Consider the following 22,885-nt stretch of genomic DNA (forward strand, 5'->3'; position numbering starts at 1 on the left):
CAAGGCAGTGTCCGCTCGCCGTCGCCAAGGTCGGATCGACGAATGGCGCACGCGGTCTCAGACCTGCTCGTACGGCACGTCCAGCTCCCGGCCGGCGAGTGCCGACTTCTCCGTCGTCTCGATGATCGCAATCGTGCGCCGCGCCTGCTCCGGCTTGACGATCAGGTCGGCGCCGCGCATCAGATGATCGGCGATATTGGCGTAGTAGCGCTCCTGCTGGCTGGGCTGGCACGGCACCTTGGTCTCGATCTTGACGCCCTCCAACTCGGTGTACAGCGTCAGTTCGCCGTCGCCGAGCGTCTGATCGACGATTGCGCCCTTGGAGCCAAGCAGCCGAAAAGCCGGCCGTCCCGCATGGGCAATCGTCGAAATCTGCACATTGGCGACCGCCCCGCTGGCGAAGGAGATGATGCTGTCCATCTGATCCTCGTTGCTGATCTTGTCCCAGACGCGATTGTGAATATACCCGCGAACGCCGGTGACCGGACCGGGCATGATGCCGAGCAGGTAATCGACGTAATGCGCGCCCCAATCGTAGAACACCCCGCCCGACACTTCCTTGATCGAGCGCCACCAGGCCTTGGGCTCGCTGTAACCGCCGCTGAACATCTCGACGTGGAACACGTCGCCGATGATGCCCTTGGCGATCAGGTCCTTGACCGTCAAGTACCAGCCGTCCCAGCGACGATTGTGATAGACCGAGAGCATAAGGCCGCGCGCGCGTGCCAGCTGCACGAGACGCTCCGCATCGTCGGCGTGAATGCACATCGGCTTCTCCAGGATGCAATGCTTGCCGGCTTCGAGAATCTGCTCCGCCAGCTGGGCATGCGTATGGTGCGGCGTGATGACCGTGACCAGGTTGATCTCGTCATTGGCGAGCAGTTCCTCGACGCTGGTGTAGGTATCGATATTCGGAAAATCCTGCTTCGCCTGCTCCACGCGTTCCGGGTCGAGGTCGCACGCGGCGGCAAAGGCGATGCCGTGCTGCAGCATGTACTGCGCGTGACGGAGGCCCATATTGAATGCGCCTCCATATCCGATAACCGCGCCCTTGATCGGCTTGTCCATGTTCAGCTCCTCCTAAAAATTTGCTCGTTCTTGAAGGATAACACTTACCGATTTTAAACGTAAAGCGCGGCCTTGGCAACCGCCAAAACCGCGCTTTTTTTCATGAATAGCCGCAATAGCAGCCGTATTGCCGTGTGGACGCCTTGGCTAGGCCAGCTTGGGGAAGGAGCCGCCGCCCAAGGGCTCGCCCGCCTTGAAATCCTGGCCGTCGGTGCACACATGTTTTTTGCCGCTGTACGTCGTGCCGTCCGGCATATAGATGATCGCCAGCGCCCGTCGCGGCCGATCGGTGTGGTTGGCATGCGCGTAGTGGAACGTCATCCCGTCGTGGAAGGTGCAGCTGCCCGCCTTGAGCGGCACGACAACGGCGGTGTTGCGATCGACGTCCTTCGCGCCCTCGTCTGCGAAAATATCATGCGGCTTGGCCAGGTCGACATTGCGCAGATTTTTGATACGCTGCGATTTCGGCACGAACATCATGCAGCCGTTGTTCTCGTCGACGTCGTCGAGGGCGATCCAGATCGACATGCCGCCGGATTCGTTCATCGGCCAGTACGGCGCATCCTGGTGCCATGGCGTCGGCTTGGAGTCGCCCGGCATTTTGAACAGCGCATGGTCGTGAAACAGCCGCATGCCGCTGCTGCCGGTCAGTTGACGGGCTGCGTCGGCGAAGCGCCGGCTGAGCACGAAGCGCGCCATGCCGCCGTGATCGCGCCATACGTTGACACGCTGGTTAAGCACGTTGAAATACACGCCGCCGCTTTTGTCAGTCTGGACGGAATTGCGGCCGCTGGCTCCCATCGCTTCGTCCAGCGCCTCGCGCAGCTCGGCGAGTTCGTCCGGCTTCACCATATTGTCTACTTGCACGAATCCATTCTCACGGTAGTACGCAATTTGCTCGTCCGTAACGGCAATCGTTTGATCCAACATTTGCATTCACGCTCCCGATTCAGGTTAATGGTTTAGGGTTGCTGGTTGATCTTGCTCTTTATACTAAACCGTTTTCAGCGTATAATCTTGGAGGATCCGATAAAAAACACGGACGATCTGCCAAGGAGGGGACGCAAATGCTAAAAGGCCACGATTTTTTCAACGATCCGCAATTTCCGTTTGCCATCCAGCGCTATGTCATCGCCCGCGGCGAGCACATCCCCGCCCATGCGCACGACTTCGTCGAGCTCGCCTTCATTGAAAGCGGCGACGCCGTTCACGAAATGGCGGGCAACACGTACACCCTTGCACCGGGCGACGTCTTCGTCATCGAGCAGCAGACCGAGCACAGCTATACCAGTACCTCCGAGCGGGAGACTGTCGTCTACAACGTGCTGTTTGACGCCGAGTTCCTCAAAGAGGAGCTGCTGGCGCTCCAAAAAATGCCGTCCTTCGTCGCGTTCTTTTACCTCACGCCGTTCCTGCGCAAAAGCGCGGCCTTTGTCCCCTACAGCAAGCTGACCGAAGAACAGCATGTGCTGCTCCTCGGTCACTTGGAGACGATCCGTCACGAGCTGCAGGCCCGCCCGGAGGGGTATCAGCTGATTGTCAAAATGCGCTGGATCGAATGCCTTGTCCTGCTGGGACGCTATCACCAAGCGAACCGCAATCCGGGAGCGGCGGGCTTGACGGACCGGCAGCGAATCGAATCGATGCTGCATTACATCGGCCTCCATTTTCGCCAGCCGCTCTCGCTGGAGCAGCTGAGCCGCATCTGCGGGATGAGCGTCTCCTCCTTCACAGCCAAGTTCAAGGATGTCGCCGGCGCCAGCTTCCTCGATTACAAGCAGCGGCTGCAGATCGACTACGCCAAGCGCAGGCTGTCCGCAAGCGACGACAAAATTTTGGAGATCGCGCTCGAATCCGGCTTTAACGACACGAGCTTCTTCAACAAGGTGTTCCGCAAGCACACCGGCATGTCGCCGCGCGATTATCGCCGCAAAACGATGCAGCCTCCGACCGCCGGACCTCAGTAGCGTGACTTTCTCTCACTATGCTCGGCGATTGACCGGCGTCGGCGCCAACGTGCATCCAATAGCGTTACTTTCTACCTCTACTACTTGGTGCCAACGCCCCACAGGCCGCCGAGCATCGCAATGATGCCCGGCGGCCTGTGTCCGTCAGCTTGAGCGCGTTTCCAGACGTCCGACCGGTCTCCTTCGACTTGTCGCCGAGCGTCTGCTTAGACGCCTCTTCTTGCCCCTTAGCCAGCCCTCGGCGCCAGGTTCGCCGCTCAGCCTTGCTTCGTCAGCTTGGTCACCCGGCCGTTGACCGTCCACTCGGCGACGTAGATGTTGCCGCCAGGGTCCACGCACAGGCCGTGCGGCGAGCTGAAGCGGTTCGCACGGAAGGCGTCGGCGGGCAGATTGGGCCAACCCTCGCGCTTGTACAGCTGCTGATCCTCGCCCAGATGCGTGATCAGACGGTCGTTCGAATCAAAGATCGTCACGCGGCTGTGCAGATCGGGCACGTACATGTCTCCCTCGTGGAAGAAAAAGCTGCACGGCCAGTCCATATTCTCGTCGATGAAGCGCTTGTGCTCGCCCTCCAGCGTGAACACTTGAATGCGGTTGTTGCTGCGGTCGGCCACGTATACCTCAGGCTCGCCGCGCCGCGTGTCGATCGACACGCCATGCGGACAGCTCAGCTCGCCGACACCAGAGCCCTTGCCGCCAAAGCTGGATACATACGTCCCGTCCGCCTTGTAGCGATGCACGTAATTCTGCCCGTAGCCGTCGGCGACGTAGAAGTCTCCGCCCGGCGCCACTGCGACATCCGTGGGACGGTACTTGCGCTCGGCGTCATACAGATCAGGGCGATCCGGAACGCCCAGCTCGAGCAGCACCTCCCCGTCCAGCGTCGTCTTGACGACGAGTCCGCGATTGATGTCCGTCAGATAGAGCACCTCGCGCCCATCCTCGACGTGCAGCAGCATGCCGTGCGCGCCGCCGCCGCCGAATTCGTCCCCCCAGGCCGCAAGATAGTTGCCGTGCGCGTCGAACTTGACCACGCTTGGCCCGGTCATGCCTTCGCTCGGTCCCTTGGTGTGGAAGAGATACACGTTGTCCGCCGCATCCGTCACGATGCCGTGGCAATACCCCAGCTTGATATGCGCCGGCACCTTCGCCCATTCGGTATCCATCGTGTACGTGTATGGGCCATAGCCTACAGTTGTCGTCATATTCCCATGCGCTCCTTTGGTGTGCAGCGGCCCTGTCGCTGGGCCGAGGGCGGGGTGTCCCTGCCCGGCTGCTGTCTGAATTCGCCCGGTGTCAGACCGGTCGTGGCTTTGAAGTTGCGACTGAAGTGATGAATGCTCGAATATCCCATGCGCTCGGCGATCCGCTCCATCGACTCGCCGCCGAGCAACGCCTGCTTGGCCGACCGAATCCGCTCGCGGTTCAGATACGGCTTGGGCTTGATGCCGAAAGCCGCCGCGAATAGACGCGAAAAATGTCCCGGGTGATACCCGCATCGCTGCGCCAGCTCGGCCACGGACCAGGCCTTGTCCGGCTCGCCGGCCAGCGCTTGCAGCGCCGGGCGCAGCCGCTCGTCCGCGCTTGCGGGCGACGGCTTTTGTACGGTATGCACAAAGCGCACAAGGCGAACGATCAGATCCATCGTCAGCGCGCGCAGCAAGTAAGCGCTGCCAGCCTCGTCGGACAATCCGCTATATTCGTGGGCGATGCGCTGCAGCAAGCCTTCCACCGCAGGAATGGCGATGCAGAGCGGCAGCTCAAGCGCGTTGTCGCCGAGCCGCACCGCCTGCGGCTGCAGCCGATCCTCCAGCAAGCTTGCAGGCACGTCCCGCAAGCCGTACGCAGGATGGACCGGCTCCGGCGATTCCGCATGCCATGCGAAGTGAACGCTGTAGTATTCGGTCTGCTCGCACGCATAGAGCCGGTGCGGACATGCCGGACCGAGCAACGCCGACTGCCCGCGGCGCAGCGTCCATGCGCGCCCGCCGGCGCGCAGCTCGGCCGTGCCGTCGCGGACATAGAAGAGCTGGTTGTCCGGAATCGTGCGCGGCCCCCAGCTCTGCCCCGCGTACGCCGTCGCCTGCGACGCAAAATTCAAGGCCGGCGTCTGCCGCTCCAGGCCATGCTGCATGCCGTCGCTCCTCCCGTTGCTTGACTCGCTTCGTCGTCAGCCAGAACGCGCCTTTCGCTTAAAAATCAAAAACGTGTAAAAAAAAGGGCCGTTTTTTGCAAATACGACGCGCGTCGGATTCGGTAAGCTAAAAACGTTAATCCCGATTTTAACCCTTTTGATTGCGAGGTGCAATGAAAATGTTAACGAATGAACAAATCCGGCAGTTCGACCGGGACGGTTACCTCAAGGGGTCCGTCGTGCTGAGCGACGAAGAAGTAGAGGCGCTGCGCGAGGAGCTGCAGCTCGTCATGACGGGCCAGTCCGTGCGGCGCCCGGTGCTGAGCCGCAACCTGCTCGAGGCCAACGACGGCTTGTATGACGACATGAAGATGTCGGTCAACGAACGCGTCGTGCAGATCGTGAATATCTGGATGGCAAGCGAGAAATTCTACCGCCATGCCGCCCATCCCGTCATCTGCGAGGAGATCGCGCAGCTTGCACGCACGAGCGGTGTGCGTATCTGGCACGATCAGATCCAGTACAAGCCGCCCGTCTCCGGCGGGCCGACCGGCTGGCATCAGGACCATCCGCTCTGGCCGGTCGTGCAGCCGGCCGAGCTGGTCAGCGCCTGGGTCGCGCTCGACGATGCCATCATCGACAATGGCTGCATGTGGATGGTGCCCGGCAGTCATAAGTGGGGCGATCAGCAGCGGCACCTGGCAGCCGACGAGCACTTCCGCCCCGTGCACAAGCGCCCCGAGCTGCTGCCGCCGGAGGCGCGCGTCGAGGCCGTCCCGTTCGAAATCAAAAAAGGCCAGGTCGGGTATCATCATTGCCTGACCTGGCATGGCAGCCCGCACAATCGCTCTTCGCTCGATCGCCGGGCGATCGCCGTGCATTACATGCCGGACGGCTCGCGGTACGTCCCGACCGGCAGCCACCCGATGCAGGACTACATCGGCGTCTCGGCAGGAGAGCCGCTCACCGGCGACCACTTCCCGCTCGTCTATACCCGCTAGCTCGCTAAGCGAACGACCGTCTAGCAGATCTTCTCCTTCTGCCAGCGGATCGTTTCATCGTAGGGGACAATCTCGGGGTGGCGGTCCTGCCAGTAATACTGCAGCTCGCGCCGGGTCCAGCCCGCATAGATCTGCGGCCAGTCGCCGCCCATATGCGGCAGCAGCGATCCGGCGTCGATCGCTTCGTCCATGCGCTGGAAGCGCAGGTCTGCGGAGAGCCGTACGCGGTCCTTGACCCGGCCCGGCAGCGCCTTGTGCACCGTCAGGCTGTGAAAGGCGACAAAATCGCCCAGCTCGTAATCGCCGGCGGCCCATTCGTAGCCGAGTCCGCACAGGATCGATTCCAGCCCCCCGGCGCCGACCGCCTCCGTCACGCCGAGCAGTCCGGCCCGGTGGCTGCCCTCGAGAATGGTGAGCGAACCGAGCTCGCGCGGCGCATCGCCCAGCGGAATCCAGCACGTCCAGGTCGGCGCTGCGCCCTGAACGTGCAGGAAATCCTGATGCGACGGCGTCGCGACCAGCTCGCGATGCGGCAGCATGAGCCGCGCGATATTGCGCGGATGCGCGAAGATCTCGCCTTGCAGCAGACATTCGAACAGCTCGCGCAGACGCGGCTCGTGCGCCAGCGCGTGGAACGCCTCCAGCCGCTGCACTTGCTCGTACAGCTCCAGCGGCACGCCGACGCCGCTTTTGTGCAGCTGTTCCCCCTTCACCAGACGGTGAATTGCCTCGACGTCGGCTGCCCCTTCCATCAATGGACGATCCGCAGCCAGGTAACCCGCTTGCTGCAGCAGCTCCAGCATCCGGCGTCTGACCTCCAGTAGCCGATCCTTGGGCAGCAAGCCCTTGAAGAACAAATACCCGTCCCGCTCCGCCTGCGCTCTCAGCTGTGTCGGATTTTTCAGCAACGGCGTCGCGTCTTCAAACGTTTTGCTCGGTTGCTTCGCATCGGCTTCCTCCATTGCATGCCCCTGTCGTTCGGCCATACGTGATCCCTCCATTTACTTGTTCAGGATTTTAATTTATCTTTTATATAGCTACTATAATCCATATACATCAAGACGTATTTGGAATGAATGCGAGATATTTGTCATTTGTGAGCAAGAATTCATCAATATTCTAGTCGGATGCAAGGGCGAGGATCATTTCGTGAATAGGCCATTCAAGGGAGGGGAAGGACATGCAACTGGAGTGGACGGCGCTCGACCCGTGCGTCATCTTTGCGAATCGGCTCGCCTGCGCGCCGGGCTTTGCATTCGGCCCCCGTGTCATCCGCGAGCATCAACTGCTCTATGTCGCCGCCGGGCGAGGCACGGGCCGCATACAGTCGCGCAGCTATACGGTAGCTGCAGGCGACCTGTTCTACTACGGGCCCGATATCGTGCATGCCTTCGAGGCGGACCAGGCCGAGCCGTTCGTGCTCTATGGCCTGCACTTCGCGCTGCAGCGCGCGCCCGGACTGGAGGCGCCCCATGCCCCGCCTCCTGTGCGCGAGGCGGGGCCGCACGAGCAGGAGTCGCGGCCGAACCGGTTGCTGCTGGGCGGGGACGGCGGCCCGCTCTTCGAGCTGGCGGAGCATAGCCGGCCTGGCGCTGCCGCCGCGCTGCAGGCCCGCTTCGACCGGCTGGTCGACGGGTACGAGCGCCGCGAGGAGGGCCTGGCGCTGCTGAGCAGCCGCGCCCAGTTGGTCGCGCTGCTCGTCGTGCTGGCCGAGCAGGATCAGCAGCAGCGACACCGCGCCGCCGACGCCGGCCATGGCTATGCCGTGCGGCGGCTGCAGCGGCTGCTGGAGGAACGGGCCGCGCTGCCCTACGACCGCGAGTGGCTATCCGAGGCGACCGGCTATCATGCCGCGCATGCCGCCCGGCTGCTGCGCGCGCACACCGGACGCGCCCCGCATGATTACCACAACGCGCAAAAGCTGGCGCGGGCGCGCCAGCTTTTGCGGGAGAGCGAGCTGCCGATTACGGCGATTGCCGAGCAGCTCCACTATTCGTCGATTCATTATTTTTCCAAAGCGTTCAAGCTGGCCGTAGGCGTCTCGCCGCTCCGCTATCGCGAGCTGCGCCTCATGCTGTGAAGCGATGTCCCCGGGCGGGGCTCGATTCCGCCGGCTCTGCCGCATAGCTCGAGCTCGGCAAGCATGAGTGCCTGCGCCTGATCCGGACCGCCATTCGGCCCAAGGTCAACTCTCGGCACTGGCACTATAGGCCCGCTCAGAGATCGATCCAGCGCCGCTCCCGGTGGCTGCGTAGGATGGCATCCACCAGCTCCACGATCCGGTGCCCGTCGGCGAAGGTAGCGTGCGTCGTGCGGCGGCGCCGATCGGTCATATAGCCGTAGAAATCGGCGCACAGATTTTTGAGCCCGTCGGGCCAGCCTTCCTCATGCCCGCCCGGATAATGGGCCAACGCCGCCGGTCGCGGCGCGAGAATTTCGGGGTCCTTGACCCAGATCTCGCTCGCTTCGCCGCGCTTGCCGACCCAGAGCCGGTTCGGGAGTTCCTGATCCCAGGCAATCGCCGATTGCCGGGCCGCCACCTCGAAGAACAGACGGTTTTTGCGACCTGCAGACACCTGAGACACCGTGAATACGCCCTGTACGTCGTCCTCGAAATGCACCAGCACGCTGCCGTAATCCTCGCTCTCGATATCGACCTTCTCCGTCTTGCCGCCCTGCAGCGGATTGAAGGTCGCCGCCGAGACGAGGGGCTTGCGACGCACGGGATGCGCCGTCTTGAGATCGGCGCACACCGCGACGATCTTCTTGTCCAGCACATATTGCACCGTATCGCACCAGTGCGAGCCGATGTCCGCGATCGCACGCGAGACGCCGTTGACCTCCGGATCGAGCCGCCAGCTGTAATCCGAATCGAGCAGCAGCCAGTCCTGCAGATAGCCGCCGTGCACGTGGATCGGCTTGCCGCCCTGCCCCTTGCGCAGCAGCTCCTTGGCCTGGGCGACCATCGGATAATGCCGATAATTGAAGCAGACCGCACTCTGGACCTGTGCCCGCTCCGCCAGCCGGACCAGCTCGCCCGATTGCTCGGGATCCATCGCCAGCGGCTTTTCCGAGAGGAGATGCTTGCCCTGCTCCAAAGCCAGCTTGTTGATCTCGAAGTGCAAGGCATTGGGCGTACAGTTGTGTACCGCCTGAATCTTGGGGTCCGTTACTAGCGCCCGATAGTCGGGATAGGCGCTCGGGATGCCCAGCTCTTTGGCAAACGCCTCGCTCTTCTCCTTCGAACTGCCGGCCACGCCCGCTACAACGACGCCGGGCAGCCGGCGCAACGCTTCGACATGCGACGAAGCCGAAAACCCGGTTCCGACGACTCCTACCTGGATCATGCGCACCCGCTCCTTCTCGCTTCATAAGATGAGAAACAACCGATGCTATTCTATCACCAGAATCGCCGCTCCGGAATCAGCAAAAACGCCCGTCAAGGCGAAACGGCTGTCTCCGTCTTTTGGCGGCGATGCAAGTTACGTTCCGAGAATATAGAGACCGTTTATAAGCGTAAAACTTATAAATTCTATATATTCAATAAATGACCGGCGCTTCGCTTCGGTTGGCGCATGTTCGACCGGCAGCTCGATGCCTGTCATCCGGCTACACGCACGGCTCGCAGCTGCCTTCCAGGCCGCCCGGCGTGATCATGCTGTACCCGACGACCGCAATGCCCTTGCGCCGCAAAAAACGGGCCCCCAGGTTCAGCAGGACCCGATCGGATACGACCAGCACGACCCGGCGCCGGCCAATCTCGCCGTAATGCCGGCCCAAATATGCCAGCGGCAGCTGGATGGCGCCGCCGTCGGCGGGCATTCGCGCCGAGTCGCGATAGTCCCGCAAGTCGAGCAACACCGCTTCGTCAAGCTCCGGCGCAGCGGCCCGCAGATCAAGCTGCGGGATGCCACCCACCGGGACGTGCCGCTGATAGCTCCAGTAGATCAACAGACCGGCGGCGAGCGCCAGCCCCGTCCCCCACGCCCACAAATTCATTGCCGGGTTAACGGTACTGCCCGAGCCGATTCGTGTAGCTGATGCGCCGATCGGCCTCCGTCTCGGGCGCGGCCGGCGCGGCCATGCCGCGCAATCGGTCCGTGAGCTCGGCGAACCACGCCTCGTCGCGTGTCGCCAGCGCCAGATCGATCAGGCTCTTGCATGCCTGCGCATCCTCCAGCCCGCTCTCGGGGAGCGCTTTGTATTTACCTGCCCGCAGCGAAGCCGAATGTCCGATCGCCTCGTCGTGATCCGAATGCACGACTGCGACCTTGACGCCGCTGCCGTACACGAAGGATTCGACATAGCCATGCACCAGCTCGCCTTGACTTGTATGTCCTTGCACCCAATCGCCAATTTGTACGGTCATGGTTAAAGCACCACCTAACGGTTAAGGTTAATGACGAAACGTATTGCGCCGGTAAAGCAGCGCAGCCGCTTCGTTAAGGCTTTACAACTGTAACAACTACGAGTACACTTGTGAGATAAAAGAAGCCGCCTTGCTCTCCTGATCTTCCGGATTGCCAAATTGCGGTGCGTCGTGTCGCTTGACTTACTGTAATGATAATTGATACAGTTTATTTTGTCAACTATTCGGAGGTGTGTCATGAAAGTAGAAGTATGGTCCGATTTTGCCTGTCCCTTTTGTTACATTGGCAAGCGTCGTCTCGAGCAGGCGCTCGCCGATTCTCCCCATCGCGATCAGATCGAGGTAGAGTACCGCAGCTTCGAGCTCGACCCCGGCGCGGCGCGCGATGCCGGCATGAACGTCCACCAGATGCTCGCAGCCAAATACGGCATGCCGCTCGAGCAGGCGCAGACGATGAATCGTCAATTGTCCGGCCAGGCCGCGGCGGAAGGGCTGGACTTCCAGTTCGACCGGACGATCCTGACCAATACGTTCGACGCGCACCGGCTCGCCCAGTACGCCCGGACGCAGGGTCGGGCAGCCGAGCTGACCGAGCTGCTGCTCAAAGGCTACTTCACGGACGGATTGCACCTGGGCGATGCGGACACCCTGCTCGGCCTGGCCAAGGCGGTCGGACTGGATGAGCAGGAGGCCGCGGCCGTCCTCGCCGGCGATCGTTATGCCGACGAGGTGCGCAGCGACGAGCAGCGCGCCGCCCGGCTCGGCATCCGCGGCGTCCCGTTCTATCTGCTGGACGGCAAGCTGGCCGTATCCGGCGCCCAGCAGGCGGAGGCCTTCCGGCAGGCACTGGAGCAGGCATGGGCCGAGCATACGCCCCCGCCCGCACCGCTCCAGGCGCAAGCGGACGAAGCCTGCAGCGACGGCCTGTGCGCGCCGGTCACGACGAACAAGCCGCTCATCCACGACTAAGGCCGGCGCAGGACCGCGCCGGTATGGCCGGGCCGCTCCTGTTCCGAAGGCGTCGGGCGCGTCGCCGCAGGCCGATCGTGTTCGGGCCCAGCGGCCGGGCGCATCACCGCTGGGACGCTCCTGTCCGAGCCGATCATGTCTTCGCTGAGCCGTTCCTGCCCGGGGCCGAGCGTGTCGCCGCAGGTCGATCGTGCTCGGGGCCGGGCGAATTTGCTCAATCGGTCCCGACTCGCTGCGTCAGGCCGCTCTCGCAACCTCTGGCCATCCCTATCCATACTCAGTCCTGCGCCTTGTCTTCCACGAGTCCGCTGAGCTTGACTTGCCCCCAGGGCGCGAGCTTGACCGCTACCAGCAGGCTGTCCGCCCGCTCCTCCAGCGCCTTGCCCGTCCCTTCCGGTACATAGTAGCGCTCCAATCCGTATTCCAGCTGGAGCTGATCGCCCCAGATATAATCGAGCCGCGCCGGCAGCACGGCCTCGCCGGCTCCCGCGGAGGGACGCCCCCGGTAGACGCCGACTGCCTCGAAAACGCCGTCCCCTTCGCCGCGCTCGCGCAGCAGCACATACGCGCGTTCGTTCGTCTTCGGCGGCGTATCGCCGCGCCACATCGACTGCGGCAGCGTGCTGATCTCGTAGCTGAGCGTGACGTAGTCGCCGTAGAACAGGTCGCGCGGATCGACCGGCGCCGTCTCCAGACGGATCTCGGTCCCGTATCGCTCCACCGCCGCGTTCGACGCAGCCAGCAGCACCAAGGCGAGCAATTGAAGCCCGACTGCCGCCCAGACGATCCAACGTCTACCCTTGCTTCGTATCATCCGCGTGCCCTCCTTCCAGATAGCGGCTTCGGCGCCGTCCCAGGTACCAGCTCAGCGCGAGCAGCAGCAGGCCCCCGGTGACGAAGAATAGCGACTTGCTCATGAACGCCCATGCCAGGCGCGTATAAGCCAGCAGCACGGCGAACAGGAACAGTCCCGTGCCCAGATTGACCTGGAAGCGCCACTGCGCCGCGTATCCTCGCCACAGCACGACCAGCGAGAATCCGCACAGTGCCAGGACGTACAGCAGATCGGGAATGCCGGGTACAAAATACCAGGGCGCCAGCAGCAACGCGTCCCATAGCTCGGGCGCTCGGCCACCCCGCAGCTTGGCCGCGGCCGAGAGGGCGAGCAGCGCACAGACGGCGATAAGCATCGCCCAGGCCGCAGTCTGTCCGTCGCCGGACGCCGTGAACCGCAGAAGCGGCAGCTCGTCGGGAATCAAGACCATGAAGACGCCAAAAATGTAGGCCGCCGTGAGCGCGCTCCCCTGCAGCGGCAGCGCCAGAGCGCGATCGCCGAGCCAGTCAGCCGCCGCATACAGGGCGAGGACCGGCAGCAGCACCCACACGATGCGCACGTCCCAATAGCCGAGCGCCATCACCGCCTGCAGCAGCAGGCCGACGCCGAGCAGCCACGTCTGCCAGCTCCGGCGCCGGACGAAGGCGTATCCCCCCAGACCAACTATGAAGAGGAGCGCCGCCGACACGCTGAAGCGGTCGAGCGAAAGGATGGCGTACCAGCCGGCCACATGCAAGATGATAGCGGTTAACAAAAACAAAAAGCCGGATCGGTACAGCCACGTCATCAGCACCCCGGCCGCTCCCCAGAGCACGAACGAATACGTGTGGAACGTCACCATGTGATACGTCTGGACGATCAAAAAAATGGCTCCGCCGAACGCCATCAAACCAATGCCGGTCATCGCCAAGCCAAGCCTGCGGTCGCTGCGCCGGCTCAGCGCCTCCCCGGCCGCGTAGAAGCCCGCTACCGCGAGCAGCAGAATTGCCATACGCCAGATCGCGCCGATCTGCTGCCAATTAGCCGCTACGAACGTCAGGATGCCGATGCCGACCAGCAGACTGCCCAATAGCGGCAGCAGGCCGACGGCGCGTTTTTTCTCGTCGTAGAGCGCCAGCAGCTGTTCCGCCTGCACCTCAGTGACAATGCCTTTTTCGACCCACACTGGCGTTTCTTGCGCCAGCCACTTCCTTGACATGCCCATCACCCCCAAGCAAGATGTCCTTCTTCTAGTATACGCGCTTTTGCCGCCTAATGTTGCGCGGCGTCGATGCAGCAGGATCGCACCACTTTTCAGCAGCTTTGCTTCTTCGCAAGGCAGGCCTTGGCGCCGTATACTTGAACCATGCGATCACGAAGCGCCTGAAGAACGCTTGCAAAGAAACTGAGGAACGTTCACAAAGAAGCACCTGAGGAACACTCACAAATTGGAGGTTGGTAAAAATGGCTGAATCCCTGCATGTGCTGACCGAAGCGCAAAAAACGCAATTCGAGCAAGAGGGCTATCTGATCGTGAAGAGGTTGTTCGAGCAGACCGATGTAGAGCGCCTGCGGGCGACGTTCGAGGAGATTGGGCAACGGGTCGTGCCGCATCACTTCGAGCCGGATCTCAGCGCGAAGAATCAGGATCCGCTGCGCCGCTACCCGCGCGTCATGCACCCGCATCGCTTCGATGCGACCGCCAAGCAATATATGCTGCATCCGGCCGTGCTCGAGGTACTGCGCGATCTGTACGAGGAGGAGCCGCTGGCCGCGCAGAGCATGTATTATTACAAGCCGCCGGGCGCGCGCGGCCAGGCGCTGCATCAGGACAACTTTTACCTCAAGGTCGCGCCCGGCAACTGCATCGCCGCCTGGACTGCCATCGATGCGGCGGACGAGGATAACGGCACGCTGCTCGTCGTGCCGAAGACGCAGGATTACGACATCGTTTGCCCGGAGCTCTCCGATGCCTCCGAATCGTTTACGACCCACTTCGTCAAGCCGCCCAAGGATCGGGCCGCGGTGCCGGTAAGACTGGAATCCGGAGACGTGTTGTTCTTCAACGGCAATCTGATTCACGGCTCCTACCGCAATCGCACCAAGGACCGCTTCCGCCGCTCGTTCATCTGCCACTACGCCAACAGCTCGGCCGATCGCATCAGCGAGCACTATCATCCGCTGTATCACGCCGACGGCAGCGAAGCCGTGCGTGCGAGTAATTCGGACGGCGGCCCCTGCGGCATCGAGCACGAGCCGCTGTATCCGCACTGAGGGCGAACAGGGCTTGCGCTCGCTTCTCAGCGACGTAGACGAACGGTGGCGTGGCCGAATTGGCCACGCCACAACCTCGCATTTTACGCTTATTTCCGCCGTCGGAGCGAATTCCGCTCTGTAGCCTCACATTTTACGCTTATTTCCGCCGTCGGAGCCGATTCCGTCCTCTAGCCTCACATTTTACGCTTATTTCCGTCGCCGGAGCAAATTCCGTCCTGTAGCCTCACATTTTACGCTTATTTTCGCCGTCGGAGCCGATTCCCTCCTCTAGCCTCACATTTTGCGCTTATTTCCGTCGCCGGAGCAAATTCCGCTCTGCAGCCTCACATTTTGCGCTTATTTCCGCCGTCGGAGCAAATTCCGCTCTGCAGCCTCACATTTTGCGCTTATTTCCGCCATCGGAGCCGATTCCGTCCTGTAGCCTCACATTTTACGCTTATTTCCGCCGTCGGAGCCGATTCCGTCCTCTAGCCTCACATTTTGCGCTTATTTTCGCCGTCGGAGCGAATTCCGCTCTGTAGCCTCACATTTTACGCTTATTTCCGCCGTCGGAGCCGATTCCGTCCTGTAGCCTCACATTTTGCGCTTATTTCAGTCGAAATCGTAGCGCTGTTCTTCCCACGGGTTTCCATACATGTGATACCCGTTGCGCTCCCAGAAGCCCGGCTTGTCGTCGGCCATAAATTCGATGCCGCGCAGCCACTTGGCGCTTTTCCAGAAGTACAGATGCGGCACCACCATGCGGACAGGGTAGCCGTGCTCGGGCGTCAGGCGTTCGCCGTTGTGCTTGATCGCCAAAAAGCTCGTGTCGCGCAGGAAGTCCTCCACCGGCAGGTTGGTCGTCCAGCCGTGCTCGGCGTGCAGCATGACATAGCGGGCGCGCGGATCGATGACGAGGTCGCCCAGCACCTCGCGAACCGTCACCCCCTCCCAGACGTTGCCCAGCTTCGACCAGGTGGTCACGCAATGAATGTCATTGTCAAATGTCTGGCGCGGCAGCTCCATGAACGACTTGTAGGAAATTTCGCGCTCCTCATTAACCAGCCCGAACACACGCAGATTCCATTTGCTCATATCATTGTAGTACGGCACTTGGCCGTAATGCAGCACCGGAAAACCGTCCGTGACGGTCTGTCCGGGCGGTACGCGCGTTTGCATCGCAGCGTCCTCCTTCGCATTCTGGTTTGCGTCGAGCTTATCCTTTCTGAGCAGTCAAGTCAAGCCGGAAGATAGCGGCCGTTTATCCGCGATGGCAACAGGGTAAGTTAATGCCATACCGTACATGCTGCGGTCGTACGCTACAAGTTGCTCACCCGTACGACGCTGGCTGGGACGCTAGCTGGCCGGTGACACTGATGGAGTGGCCGACCGCCCATCACACTGCGGTCGCACGCGATAAGCTGCGCGCCTGCCTGCAACAATCTGTAGACGTACGAGAAAGTGCAGGTCCGTACGCCACTAGCTGGGGGCGCACACGCCGCGCAGTCACGAAAGGAGCAATCGCATGGAACGCAAAGAATTGGAAAAACGCATCAACGACGCAATGGACAAACAGGATGTCGGCATCATGGCCACTATGGAGGGCAATCAGCCCAAGGCACGTTACATGGCGCTCTTCCATAATGGCATGCACATCCACATGGCGACCAGTCGCAAAACGCATAAAGTCGAAGAGCTCGCGGGCAATCCGCATGTGAGCGTGCTGTGCGGCTACGAGGGAAAATGGCCGGCCGAGCTGCTCGACATCGAAGGCACCTGCGAGGTGACCAAGGACGAATCGCTGCGCACGCGCCTGTGGCACGACGATATGAAGCGCTGGTTCAGCGGACCGGACGCCCCCGACTATGTCGTGCTGGACGTGACGCCGACTCGCATCGGCTACACCGATCGCGACGGTGAATTGCACGTCTGGGAGCGCTAGCTGACCGCCATCGTGACGCATCAAGTGCCGTCTGACCGCCATCATGACGAGTCCAAACGAATCGTCTCTTCCTCAGCAGCGATGCAAGTAACGTCGCGAGGGCCGTTCGCTGGCAGCGACGAGGGGAACGTTTGGCGTAGGTTCCGCGTAGACAAGTAAAAACCGGATTCGATCTGCTCTGAAGCAGCCCGAATCCGGTTTTTTGCGAATCGCGTACACGCCACACGAACCGAGAGCGGAGCCATGTGACCTGTCCTCTTGTGCGGTACCCCGCAATCCGAGGACAGCCGGCTGAAACGGATCTCCCTTAAACGGACCGGGCTCTAATGGACATGGGAGCCGCTTAGCGACGTTTTTTGGCTTCTTGCTCCGTGTAACGGTCAGGAGGAAAGCTTAGCGGGAATAATTGGACATCTCACAAGTTCTAATGACCGCTAAGCGTCTCTGGTGTCCGTTAGAGTCGAACCCGCCTCTTATTCAGGCGCTAAGCGCCTCTGGTGTCCGTTAGAGCTGCCGCCCACAGACACACTGCGCACCGGCCTGCTGCACCACGCCTGTCAGACCCGTCGCTCTCCTTGCCCGTCCTGCTTCGCGCCCATCTAAGTCTCGTCGCTTCTCGGTGCCCGCCTCAGGACGTGAGCAACTCGGCCAGCGTGCGCACCATGACGCCGGTGCCGCCCTTGCCCTCCCAGCCGCGTTCCTTGGTCAGCCAAGCGGTGCCGGCGATGTCCAGATGCACCCACGGCTTCTCTTCGGCGAATACGCCGACGAACAGCCCGCCTGTGATTGTGCCGGCATAGCGGCCGCCGCTGTTCTTGAGATCGGCAGCGTCGCTGTCGATCAGCTGGCGGTACTGCGGATCGGACGGCAGCGGCCAGATGCGCTCGCCTGCCCGGTGCCCCGCTTGGACGACGGACTGGAGCAGCGTCTCGTCATTGGTGACGGCGCCGGTCATGACGTCGCCCAGCGCCACCGAGACCGCGCCGGTCAGGGTCGCCACGTCGATCAGCTTGGTCACGCCGCGATTGACGGCGACCGTCATCGCATCGGCCAGCACGACCCGACCCTCGGCGTCCGTGTTGACGATCTCGATCGTGCGGCCGCTCATCGTGCTGATCACGTCGCCCGGCTTGAGCGCGCGATCGGACGGCATATTCTCCGCCGTCGGCACGACCATGACGACGTTGACCCGGGGCCGCAGCTTGCCGATGATGCGCATCGCGCCCAATACTGCGGCTGCGCCGCCCATATCGGAGATCATCTCCTCCATGCCCGGAGCCCGCTTGAGCGAGATGCCGCCGGTATCGAAGGTGATGCCCTTGCCGATCAGCCCCCACACCTCATCGTCATCCGGCGCGCCCTGGTAGTGCAGCACGATCATGCGCGGCGGATTGATGCTGCCCTGGCCTACGCCGAGCAGGCCGCCCATCCCCTGCTCCGCCGCCGCCCATTCGTCGATGACCTCGAAGTCGATGTCCAGGTTGGCCGCCATGCGCTCCGCTTCCTCGGCGAGCTGCTCGGGCGTCAGCCGGTTGCCCGGCTGATTGACCAGCTCGCGCGCATAGCAGGTCGCCTCGGCGAACACCTGACCACGGTCGATGCCGGCCACCCAATCCGCCTGCAACTGCTGCGATTCCTGCTCGTTCAGGCCTGCCTCGGCAGTCCACTCCACGTGCCGCACGACATGCGTCGGCTTCGGCTCGCGACGCTCCGCCTGCCGCCGATGCTGACCCAGCAGGAAGCCCTCGGTCAGCACCTGCGCCGCCTGACCGGGCTCGCAGCCCGCCGCGCCGATGACGATGTCGCGAATCATACGGGCCTCTACGCTCTGCGCCTTGAGCCGGCTCGCCGTTCGCGCGACGACGGACGCTGCGCCGCGCAGCGCATCCGCAGCCGATGGCGCCGCCTGGACGCCGACGAACACGACGTGCGCCGCACTGATCAGCCCCAGGGTCGGGATTACTTGCGTCTCGAGCGGGCGCGCGCCGAACAGCCCCTGCTCCGCATAACGCAGCAGCGCCTCGTCGATCTGCGGGTGCACCCATTGCGGCGGCTCGCCGCCGGGCGTCGTCTTCAGATCCTCGGGACGGAGCAGCACGGCAATAAGCTCGCTTGCAGCCGCTTCGTCAGGCTGCCGGAACCGAAAGGTCAATTGGGTCTCCATCATCACGTCTCCTTACCTTGAGTTCACCATTCCTTTCGATTCTACTGGTTTAGGTCGCCAATGGCAAATAGATCTGAAATTCCGTGCCTTCCCCGATCGCGCTTTCGAGTTGAATGCGTCCGCCGTGATTGCGAATAATGCGATAACTGACCGACAGCCCGAGCCCGGTTCCCGTCGCCTTGGTTGTAAAGAAGGGATCGAACAGCCGATTCATCGTATTGCGGTCCATGCCCATGCCGTTGTCCCGAATGGAGATGACGGCATCCGCGCCGTCCCTGCGGGCGCTGAGCTCGATGAGACCGTCATTCGTGCCCAGCGATTCGGTGATCGCGTCCAGTCCGTTTTTGACGATATTCAGCAGCACCTGCTTCACCTGCTTCACATCGATGGCGATCAGGAGCGGCTCGTCGATCGGCCGATGACGGATGAAGCAGCCTCGCATCAGCGCTTCGCTCTCGGATAGCAGGACGACCTCCTTGAGCAGCGCGTCCACCGGCATACCTTGCTTCATCGGCGCCGTAGGCTTGGACGAATTGAGGAATTCGTGAATGATGTCGTTGGCCCGGTCGATCTCGGCCACGATAATGCGGGCGTACTCCTCCTTGCCGAGCTCCATCAACGGCGGCCGCAGCAATTGGATGAACCCCCGGATCGAGGTGAGGGGGTTGCGAATTTCGTGGGCGATCGCGGCTGCGATCTTGCCCAGCATCGCCAGCTTGTCGTTCTGATAGGCGGTCTGCTCGATCTGCTTGTACTCCGAGACATCCTTGATGCTGACCAGGTATTCGCCGTCCAGTTGATCCCCGTAGGTGACCGTCACCAGCAGATGCCGCCCCAGCGCATCCTGCAGCTCGTAATAGCGGCTGCGCCGGCGTACGATCTCCTTGACGAGGTGGAGAATCATCCGTCTCGTGCTTCGACTGAGCTGCGGATGCGTGACGATGCCTCGGATATCGCAGCCGATCAACGTTTTGCGCGGCACGTCGATCACCTTGGCCATCTGCAGATTGACAAAGGTCAAAATACCCTCGCTGTCAAACAGGGCAATCCCGCTGTCCATATGCTGGAGAACGTTTTCATATTTGTTTTTGACTTGCTGCGACCACTGGTACGATTCCTGCAGGCTGGCTTTCATCCGCTTGTACGCGTCCGATTGCGCCGGCGCCGTGCTGGATACGGCGACTGCCTGCGTCTCGAAGCGGCACGCGACCATCAGCTCGGTCAAAAAAACAAGCGAGCGGTTGTAGAGCTGGATCGCTTCCTCCGGCTCGACATTGGCCACCAGCGTATGAATCGCTTCTTCGTGCACCACCAGGATATCCTCGGGATGCGCATCGTGCAGCAGCTTGCCCAGTTCCCCCGCACGCTGCAGCGTGGCCGCATGGCCATTGCGCACATAAGCTGCGAGCGCGGGAAAATAACGACCGCGAAAAGCCTGCATCTCGATCCCTCCCGTGCAATACTTGCGCTGATTCGCAAGCTGTTGCCTTGCCTCAAGTGCCTTGTCTCATCCGTCCCTGCCTGTCGATATATCAATCATAGTAATAGAAACGAATCGGTGTCAATCAGAGATAATGTCGAAACGTGGGAGAGCGGCGCGGTTCGTACGGAATGCGCCGCTCCCTGCTTTCTTTTGTTCGCTGCCAAAAGCCCAAGCCCCTGACCGTCCCATGGCATGGCGCTTATTTGCCTTTCTCCGGCTTCGCTTCGGGCCTGCCCGGGGCTTATTCGTGCTTGCCTGGGGCGTCGCGCTTGCCCGAGGCCGAGTCGGCGCCGGACCGATCGCCGCCGCCCGGCTTGCGCAGACTCTCGTCCTTGTCGCGCGGCTTTAGTTCGTCCTTGCGATGGGACTCGTCCTCGCCACGGCGCTCCTGCCCGTCCGCACGGCCGGGTCCGCGCTTGTCGGTCTGCTCTTCCTTTTCCGCATGACGATAGCCCTGACCGTGCTTGGCTCCATGCTGATGATTGGTCCCGCGCGCCCCGTCATCGCGACCCTTCGCTCCCTGCTCGTCTTGGAACTCGTCTCCGCCCTGTTCGCCGCCTCGTCCGGGACGCGCCTTGCGCTCGTCTGAAGCTTGCCCGCTGTGCTCGTCCGACGCTCGACCGGGTGGCGTCCCGCCTGCATCTGCGTGGCCGCGATCCTCCCCTGCCGGCGCACCGCCGCTGCGAGCCGGTGCGCCGGACTCCGGCTTCTTATCCGTCCCGGGCTCCTGGTCTTGTCCGGTCCCGGACGCCGACTGCGCGCCCTTGTCTGCCGACTCGGCATCATCCGGACGAGACCGATCGTCGTCCGCGGAGTGACGCTGCTCCTGAGCCTCGCCGCTCCTGTTCTGGCCGCTCTTGTCTGGACCGCCGCCGGCTGAGTCCGGTTCATGCTCCTCCTCGCGTTCCTCGGTCTGCTCAGGCGGTCGCTCCGCCTCCTCTGCCATCATCATCTCCCGCTCGAGGTCTCGCTGTGCAGTACTTGGCGGCGTCTCGGCAGGCGAGCGGTCCGGCAAAGGCGGCCGCTCCTCCAGCAGCCGTTCCAGCAGCTCGCGATCCGCCGCCCCGGCATGACCGTCCAGTCCTCCCTCGGCGAGCAGCCGCTGGACGCCTCCGCCGGCCTCCGCCGCCGCGCCGAGCGACGCATCCCGCAGCGTCTCGAGCTCCAGCTCCAGCCCCTCGCTCGCCGCCAGCAGGTAGACCGACAGCTTGCCGGGGGTGAGGGCCAGACGGCTCGCCTCCGCGCGCACCTCCGGCGGGGCGCGCAGCACCGCGACCCGCAGAGACTGCCCGGAAGCGGTCCATGCCGTCGACACGGACCGCTTAGCCTGCTCGAGCAGCGCCTGCTCGAGTCGATCGGTCACCCCGGCGGCGGGCACGCTCGTCAGCAGCAGATCGACTGTGCCGGGCGGCAGCTCCGAGCGCTCGCGTATGCGCTGCATCACCTCGCCCAGCACCCGCTCCAGCGGCGCGGCGCGATAGTGCAGACCCGCAATCACGGCGTCGCCGTCCGTATTCCATGCCTTCAGCTCGCGCACTCTTCCCTGCTGGTCGATGCCTAACTCGACGCTCGGGTTGACATCAAGAGTCAAGTAGAGCGCCACCTCCTGAGCCGGCATGAGCCAGCGCGGCAGCATCGCCAGCAGCACGACCGCCGCTACGAGCGCCGCCGCCCAGCGCAACCGTCGCGGACCGCGCCGCAGCGCCGAGGACAGCTCGAGCTCTTCGCCTACGCTGACAGCGAAGCGGCCGTTGACCCGTCGGAATTGCCCCTCCGAAGTCAGCACGATGACATGATCCACAGCCGTCTCCATCACGATCCCGCGCTTCATCGTCCCCCCCCTTCCCGTCGCTGTGCCGCTTCCGTGCGAGCGTGCGGTATATGCAAGTAGCTCTGCATGAAAGGATAGTCGCCGCGGTAGACCAGCGTCAGCGCAATCAAATACTTACGGTGCCGCTCCAGCGTTTTGCGCGATACCGCGCTTTTGTGCAGCAGCGCCTTGATCGGCAGCTGTTTTTTGTCGTGCAGGCTGCGGTACAGACTGTCGTCTGCCGCCAGCTCGGCGGCAACGCCGAGCAGCATCCGCCGCGAATCGGCATGCTTGGGCGAGACCGCGGCCAGCTCGGAGAGCGTGATGCCGTAGCTCGCCAATTGCACGCCGAATTCGCCGATTTCGTGACGGCGCTCTTCGGCCTCTCGTCCGGCGCGGTAATGACGCAGCGCTTCGCCGACCTCCACCGGATGCGGAGGCTCCTCCTCCGTGTCCGCTTGCATCGTACAGTAAGGCAGCACGTTGGCATGACGCTGCTCCTTGCGGACATGATCGATCAGCCGTCTGCGGATGACCGTCTCGGCGAAGCCGAGAAAGCCTCTGCCCGCTCCCGGTGCAAATTGCTGGATCGCCTCGTGAAAAGCGCTGAGCGCCACGCTGAACTCGTCGTCGCGCGTTCGATCGATGTAGCGTTTGCTGAACCCGCTCGTCACGCGCGCGACAAACGGCCGATAGGCAGCAATAAAGCGCTCTTGAAGCGCAGTGTCCCCGCCCTGAATGCGAACGACGATCGCTTCGGGAGCTTCGCGCCCAGTCGCTCTAGCGGGCTTTTCTGCCCGGATTCTGCCGAGCCATCGTTGAAACAACACCAAGCGCCTCACCTCAGATGACTGAATTGAACAAGTCGAAACGGCTCACGACGGCACAAGCCGTGCCCTCATATGCTT

General features: G+C 62.5%; 21 protein-coding genes. 6 read left to right on the forward strand and 15 right to left on the reverse strand.

Features of this window, described 5'->3' with window-relative positions; genetic code table 11:
- Nucleotides 1–57 precede the first annotated feature (57 nt).
- Both IDH44_RS03270 and IDH44_RS03275 read right to left on the reverse strand, forming a co-directional pair.
- Nucleotides 58–1,068, reverse strand: coding sequence for a Gfo/Idh/MocA family protein (locus IDH44_RS03270; protein ID WP_190914670.1), 1,011 nt, complete (start codon nt 1,066–1,068; stop codon nt 58–60).
- 147 nt (nt 1,069–1,215) lie between these two features.
- Nucleotides 1,216–1,998: a phytanoyl-CoA dioxygenase family protein gene (locus tag IDH44_RS03275; RefSeq protein ID WP_190914671.1), complete on the reverse strand. Its 783-nt coding sequence runs from the start codon at nt 1,996–1,998 to the stop codon at nt 1,216–1,218.
- 137 nt (nt 1,999–2,135) lie between these two features.
- Here IDH44_RS03275 and IDH44_RS03280 point away from each other — a divergent pair, with 137 nt between their 5' ends.
- Nucleotides 2,136–3,035: an AraC family transcriptional regulator gene (locus tag IDH44_RS03280; protein ID WP_190914673.1), complete on the forward strand. Its 900-nt coding sequence runs from the start codon at nt 2,136–2,138 to the stop codon at nt 3,033–3,035.
- Nucleotides 3,036–3,292: 257 nt separating this feature from the next.
- Here IDH44_RS03280 and IDH44_RS03285 read toward each other — a convergent pair whose 3' ends face one another.
- Entirely contained in the window at nt 3,293–4,240 is a 948-nt protein-coding gene (locus tag IDH44_RS03285) for an NHL repeat-containing protein (RefSeq protein WP_190914675.1), read from the reverse strand.
- Entirely contained in the window at nt 4,237–5,169 is a 933-nt protein-coding gene (locus IDH44_RS03290; RefSeq protein WP_190914677.1) for an AraC family transcriptional regulator, read from the reverse strand. The genes IDH44_RS03285 and IDH44_RS03290 overlap by 4 nt, the downstream gene beginning before the upstream one ends.
- A 179-nt stretch (nt 5,170–5,348) precedes the next feature.
- Here IDH44_RS03290 and IDH44_RS03295 point away from each other — a divergent pair, with 179 nt between their 5' ends.
- Nucleotides 5,349–6,170: a phytanoyl-CoA dioxygenase family protein gene (locus IDH44_RS03295; protein ID WP_190914679.1), complete on the forward strand. Its 822-nt coding sequence runs from the start codon at nt 5,349–5,351 to the stop codon at nt 6,168–6,170.
- Between the two features lie 20 nt (nt 6,171–6,190).
- Here the strand turns inward: IDH44_RS03295 and IDH44_RS03300 are convergent, their stop codons facing one another.
- Nucleotides 6,191–7,156: a phytanoyl-CoA dioxygenase family protein gene (locus IDH44_RS03300; RefSeq protein WP_190914680.1), complete on the reverse strand. Its 966-nt coding sequence runs from the start codon at nt 7,154–7,156 to the stop codon at nt 6,191–6,193.
- A 194-nt stretch (nt 7,157–7,350) separates the two neighbouring features.
- On the opposite strand from IDH44_RS03300, the gene IDH44_RS03305 reads away from it, so the two are divergent.
- A complete protein-coding gene (locus IDH44_RS03305) occupies nt 7,351–8,250 on the forward strand; it encodes an AraC family transcriptional regulator (protein WP_190914682.1) in 900 nt (299 codons plus the stop codon).
- Nucleotides 8,251–8,386: 136 nt separating this feature from the next.
- Here the strand turns inward: IDH44_RS03305 and IDH44_RS03310 are convergent, their stop codons facing one another.
- From IDH44_RS03310 to IDH44_RS03320, 3 genes are all read right to left on the reverse strand, one after another.
- On the reverse strand, nt 8,387–9,523 hold the full coding sequence (locus IDH44_RS03310; protein ID WP_190914684.1) for a Gfo/Idh/MocA family protein: 1,137 nt from the start codon (nt 9,521–9,523) through the stop codon (nt 8,387–8,389).
- Between the two features lie 256 nt (nt 9,524–9,779).
- Nucleotides 9,780–10,169 carry a hypothetical protein gene (locus tag IDH44_RS03315; RefSeq protein WP_190914686.1) on the reverse strand — a complete coding sequence of 130 codons (390 nt, stop codon included), beginning with the start codon at nt 10,167–10,169 and terminating at the stop codon, nt 9,780–9,782.
- 7 nt (nt 10,170–10,176) lie between these two features.
- The gene (locus tag IDH44_RS03320) at nt 10,177–10,539 is read right to left on the reverse strand and encodes an IDEAL domain-containing protein (protein WP_190914688.1); all 363 of its coding nucleotides are present in this window, start codon (nt 10,537–10,539) and stop codon (nt 10,177–10,179) included.
- A gap of 237 nt (nt 10,540–10,776) precedes the next feature.
- On the opposite strand from IDH44_RS03320, the gene IDH44_RS03325 reads away from it, so the two are divergent.
- Nucleotides 10,777–11,508, forward strand: coding sequence for a DsbA family oxidoreductase (locus IDH44_RS03325; RefSeq protein WP_190914690.1), 732 nt, complete (start codon nt 10,777–10,779; stop codon nt 11,506–11,508).
- Between the two features lie 277 nt (nt 11,509–11,785).
- On the opposite strand, the gene IDH44_RS03330 is transcribed toward IDH44_RS03325, so the two are convergent.
- Together IDH44_RS03330 and IDH44_RS03335 are read right to left on the reverse strand one after the other, a co-directional pair.
- The gene (locus IDH44_RS03330; protein WP_190914692.1) at nt 11,786–12,322 is read right to left on the reverse strand and encodes a GDYXXLXY domain-containing protein; all 537 of its coding nucleotides are present in this window, start codon (nt 12,320–12,322) and stop codon (nt 11,786–11,788) included.
- Entirely contained in the window at nt 12,303–13,541 is a 1,239-nt protein-coding gene (locus tag IDH44_RS03335) for a DUF2157 domain-containing protein (RefSeq protein ID WP_190914694.1), read from the reverse strand. The genes IDH44_RS03330 and IDH44_RS03335 overlap by 20 nt, the downstream gene beginning before the upstream one ends.
- 245 nt (nt 13,542–13,786) lie before the next feature.
- On the opposite strand from IDH44_RS03335, the gene IDH44_RS03340 reads away from it, so the two are divergent.
- Nucleotides 13,787–14,596 carry a phytanoyl-CoA dioxygenase family protein gene (locus IDH44_RS03340; protein ID WP_190914696.1) on the forward strand — a complete coding sequence of 270 codons (810 nt, stop codon included), beginning with the start codon at nt 13,787–13,789 and terminating at the stop codon, nt 14,594–14,596.
- 594 nt (nt 14,597–15,190) lie between these two features.
- On the opposite strand, the gene IDH44_RS03345 is transcribed toward IDH44_RS03340, so the two are convergent.
- Nucleotides 15,191–15,757: a sulfite oxidase-like oxidoreductase gene (locus IDH44_RS03345; RefSeq protein ID WP_190914698.1), complete on the reverse strand. Its 567-nt coding sequence runs from the start codon at nt 15,755–15,757 to the stop codon at nt 15,191–15,193.
- A gap of 346 nt (nt 15,758–16,103) precedes the next feature.
- Here IDH44_RS03345 and IDH44_RS03350 point away from each other — a divergent pair, with 346 nt between their 5' ends.
- Nucleotides 16,104–16,520, forward strand: a complete 417-nt coding sequence (locus IDH44_RS03350) for a pyridoxamine 5'-phosphate oxidase family protein (protein ID WP_190914700.1) — start codon at nt 16,104–16,106, stop codon at nt 16,518–16,520.
- 628 nt (nt 16,521–17,148) lie between these two features.
- On the opposite strand, the gene IDH44_RS03355 is transcribed toward IDH44_RS03350, so the two are convergent.
- The 4 genes from IDH44_RS03355 to sigI all read right to left on the reverse strand — a co-directional run bounded on the left by IDH44_RS03355 (nt 17,149) and on the right by sigI (nt 22,807).
- Entirely contained in the window at nt 17,149–18,684 is a 1,536-nt protein-coding gene (locus tag IDH44_RS03355; RefSeq protein ID WP_190914702.1) for a leucyl aminopeptidase, read from the reverse strand.
- A 49-nt stretch (nt 18,685–18,733) separates the two neighbouring features.
- On the reverse strand, nt 18,734–20,125 hold the full coding sequence (locus IDH44_RS03360) for an ATP-binding protein (RefSeq protein ID WP_190914704.1): 1,392 nt from the start codon (nt 20,123–20,125) through the stop codon (nt 18,734–18,736).
- A 283-nt stretch (nt 20,126–20,408) separates the two neighbouring features.
- Entirely contained in the window at nt 20,409–21,998 is a 1,590-nt protein-coding gene (locus tag IDH44_RS03365; protein WP_190914705.1) for an anti-sigma-I factor RsgI family protein, read from the reverse strand.
- The gene (gene sigI, locus IDH44_RS03370) at nt 21,995–22,807 is read right to left on the reverse strand and encodes an RNA polymerase sigma factor SigI (RefSeq protein WP_317890098.1); all 813 of its coding nucleotides are present in this window, start codon (nt 22,805–22,807) and stop codon (nt 21,995–21,997) included. The genes IDH44_RS03365 and sigI overlap by 4 nt, the downstream gene beginning before the upstream one ends.
- Nucleotides 22,808–22,885 lie beyond the last annotated feature (78 nt).

Origin of the sequence: Paenibacillus sabuli (assembly GCF_014705605.1) — a bacterium.
In the GTDB taxonomy this organism is placed as follows: Bacteria; Bacillota; Bacilli; order Paenibacillales; family Paenibacillaceae; genus Paenibacillus_D; species Paenibacillus_D sabuli.

Coding starts and splice junctions, on each gene's coding strand:
- IDH44_RS03270 (WP_190914670.1), bottom strand. CDS start 1,068: ATGGACAAGCCGATCAAGGGCGCGGTTATCGGATATGGAGGCGCATTC.
- IDH44_RS03350 (WP_190914700.1), top strand. CDS start 16,104: ATGGAACGCAAAGAATTGGAAAAACGCATCAACGACGCAATGGACAAA.
- IDH44_RS03320 (WP_190914688.1), bottom strand. CDS start 10,539: ATGACCGTACAAATTGGCGATTGGGTGCAAGGACATACAAGTCAAGGC.
- IDH44_RS03335 (WP_190914694.1), bottom strand. CDS start 13,541: ATGTCAAGGAAGTGGCTGGCGCAAGAAACGCCAGTGTGGGTCGAAAAA.
- IDH44_RS03360 (WP_190914704.1), bottom strand. CDS start 20,125: ATGCAGGCTTTTCGCGGTCGTTATTTTCCCGCGCTCGCAGCTTATGTG.
- IDH44_RS03340 (WP_190914696.1), top strand. CDS start 13,787: ATGGCTGAATCCCTGCATGTGCTGACCGAAGCGCAAAAAACGCAATTC.
- IDH44_RS03275 (WP_190914671.1), bottom strand. CDS start 1,998: ATGTTGGATCAAACGATTGCCGTTACGGACGAGCAAATTGCGTACTAC.
- IDH44_RS03315 (WP_190914686.1), bottom strand. CDS start 10,169: ATGAATTTGTGGGCGTGGGGGACGGGGCTGGCGCTCGCCGCCGGTCTG.
- IDH44_RS03305 (WP_190914682.1), top strand. CDS start 7,351: ATGCAACTGGAGTGGACGGCGCTCGACCCGTGCGTCATCTTTGCGAAT.
- IDH44_RS03355 (WP_190914702.1), bottom strand. CDS start 18,684: ATGGAGACCCAATTGACCTTTCGGTTCCGGCAGCCTGACGAAGCGGCT.
- IDH44_RS03345 (WP_190914698.1), bottom strand. CDS start 15,757: ATGCAAACGCGCGTACCGCCCGGACAGACCGTCACGGACGGTTTTCCG.
- IDH44_RS03290 (WP_190914677.1), bottom strand. CDS start 5,169: ATGCAGCATGGCCTGGAGCGGCAGACGCCGGCCTTGAATTTTGCGTCG.
- IDH44_RS03285 (WP_190914675.1), bottom strand. CDS start 4,240: ATGACGACAACTGTAGGCTATGGCCCATACACGTACACGATGGATACC.
- IDH44_RS03300 (WP_190914680.1), bottom strand. CDS start 7,156: ATGGCCGAACGACAGGGGCATGCAATGGAGGAAGCCGATGCGAAGCAA.
- IDH44_RS03325 (WP_190914690.1), top strand. CDS start 10,777: ATGAAAGTAGAAGTATGGTCCGATTTTGCCTGTCCCTTTTGTTACATT.
- IDH44_RS03295 (WP_190914679.1), top strand. CDS start 5,349: ATGTTAACGAATGAACAAATCCGGCAGTTCGACCGGGACGGTTACCTC.
- IDH44_RS03365 (WP_190914705.1), bottom strand. CDS start 21,998: ATGAAGCGCGGGATCGTGATGGAGACGGCTGTGGATCATGTCATCGTG.
- IDH44_RS03280 (WP_190914673.1), top strand. CDS start 2,136: ATGCTAAAAGGCCACGATTTTTTCAACGATCCGCAATTTCCGTTTGCC.
- IDH44_RS03330 (WP_190914692.1), bottom strand. CDS start 12,322: ATGATACGAAGCAAGGGTAGACGTTGGATCGTCTGGGCGGCAGTCGGG.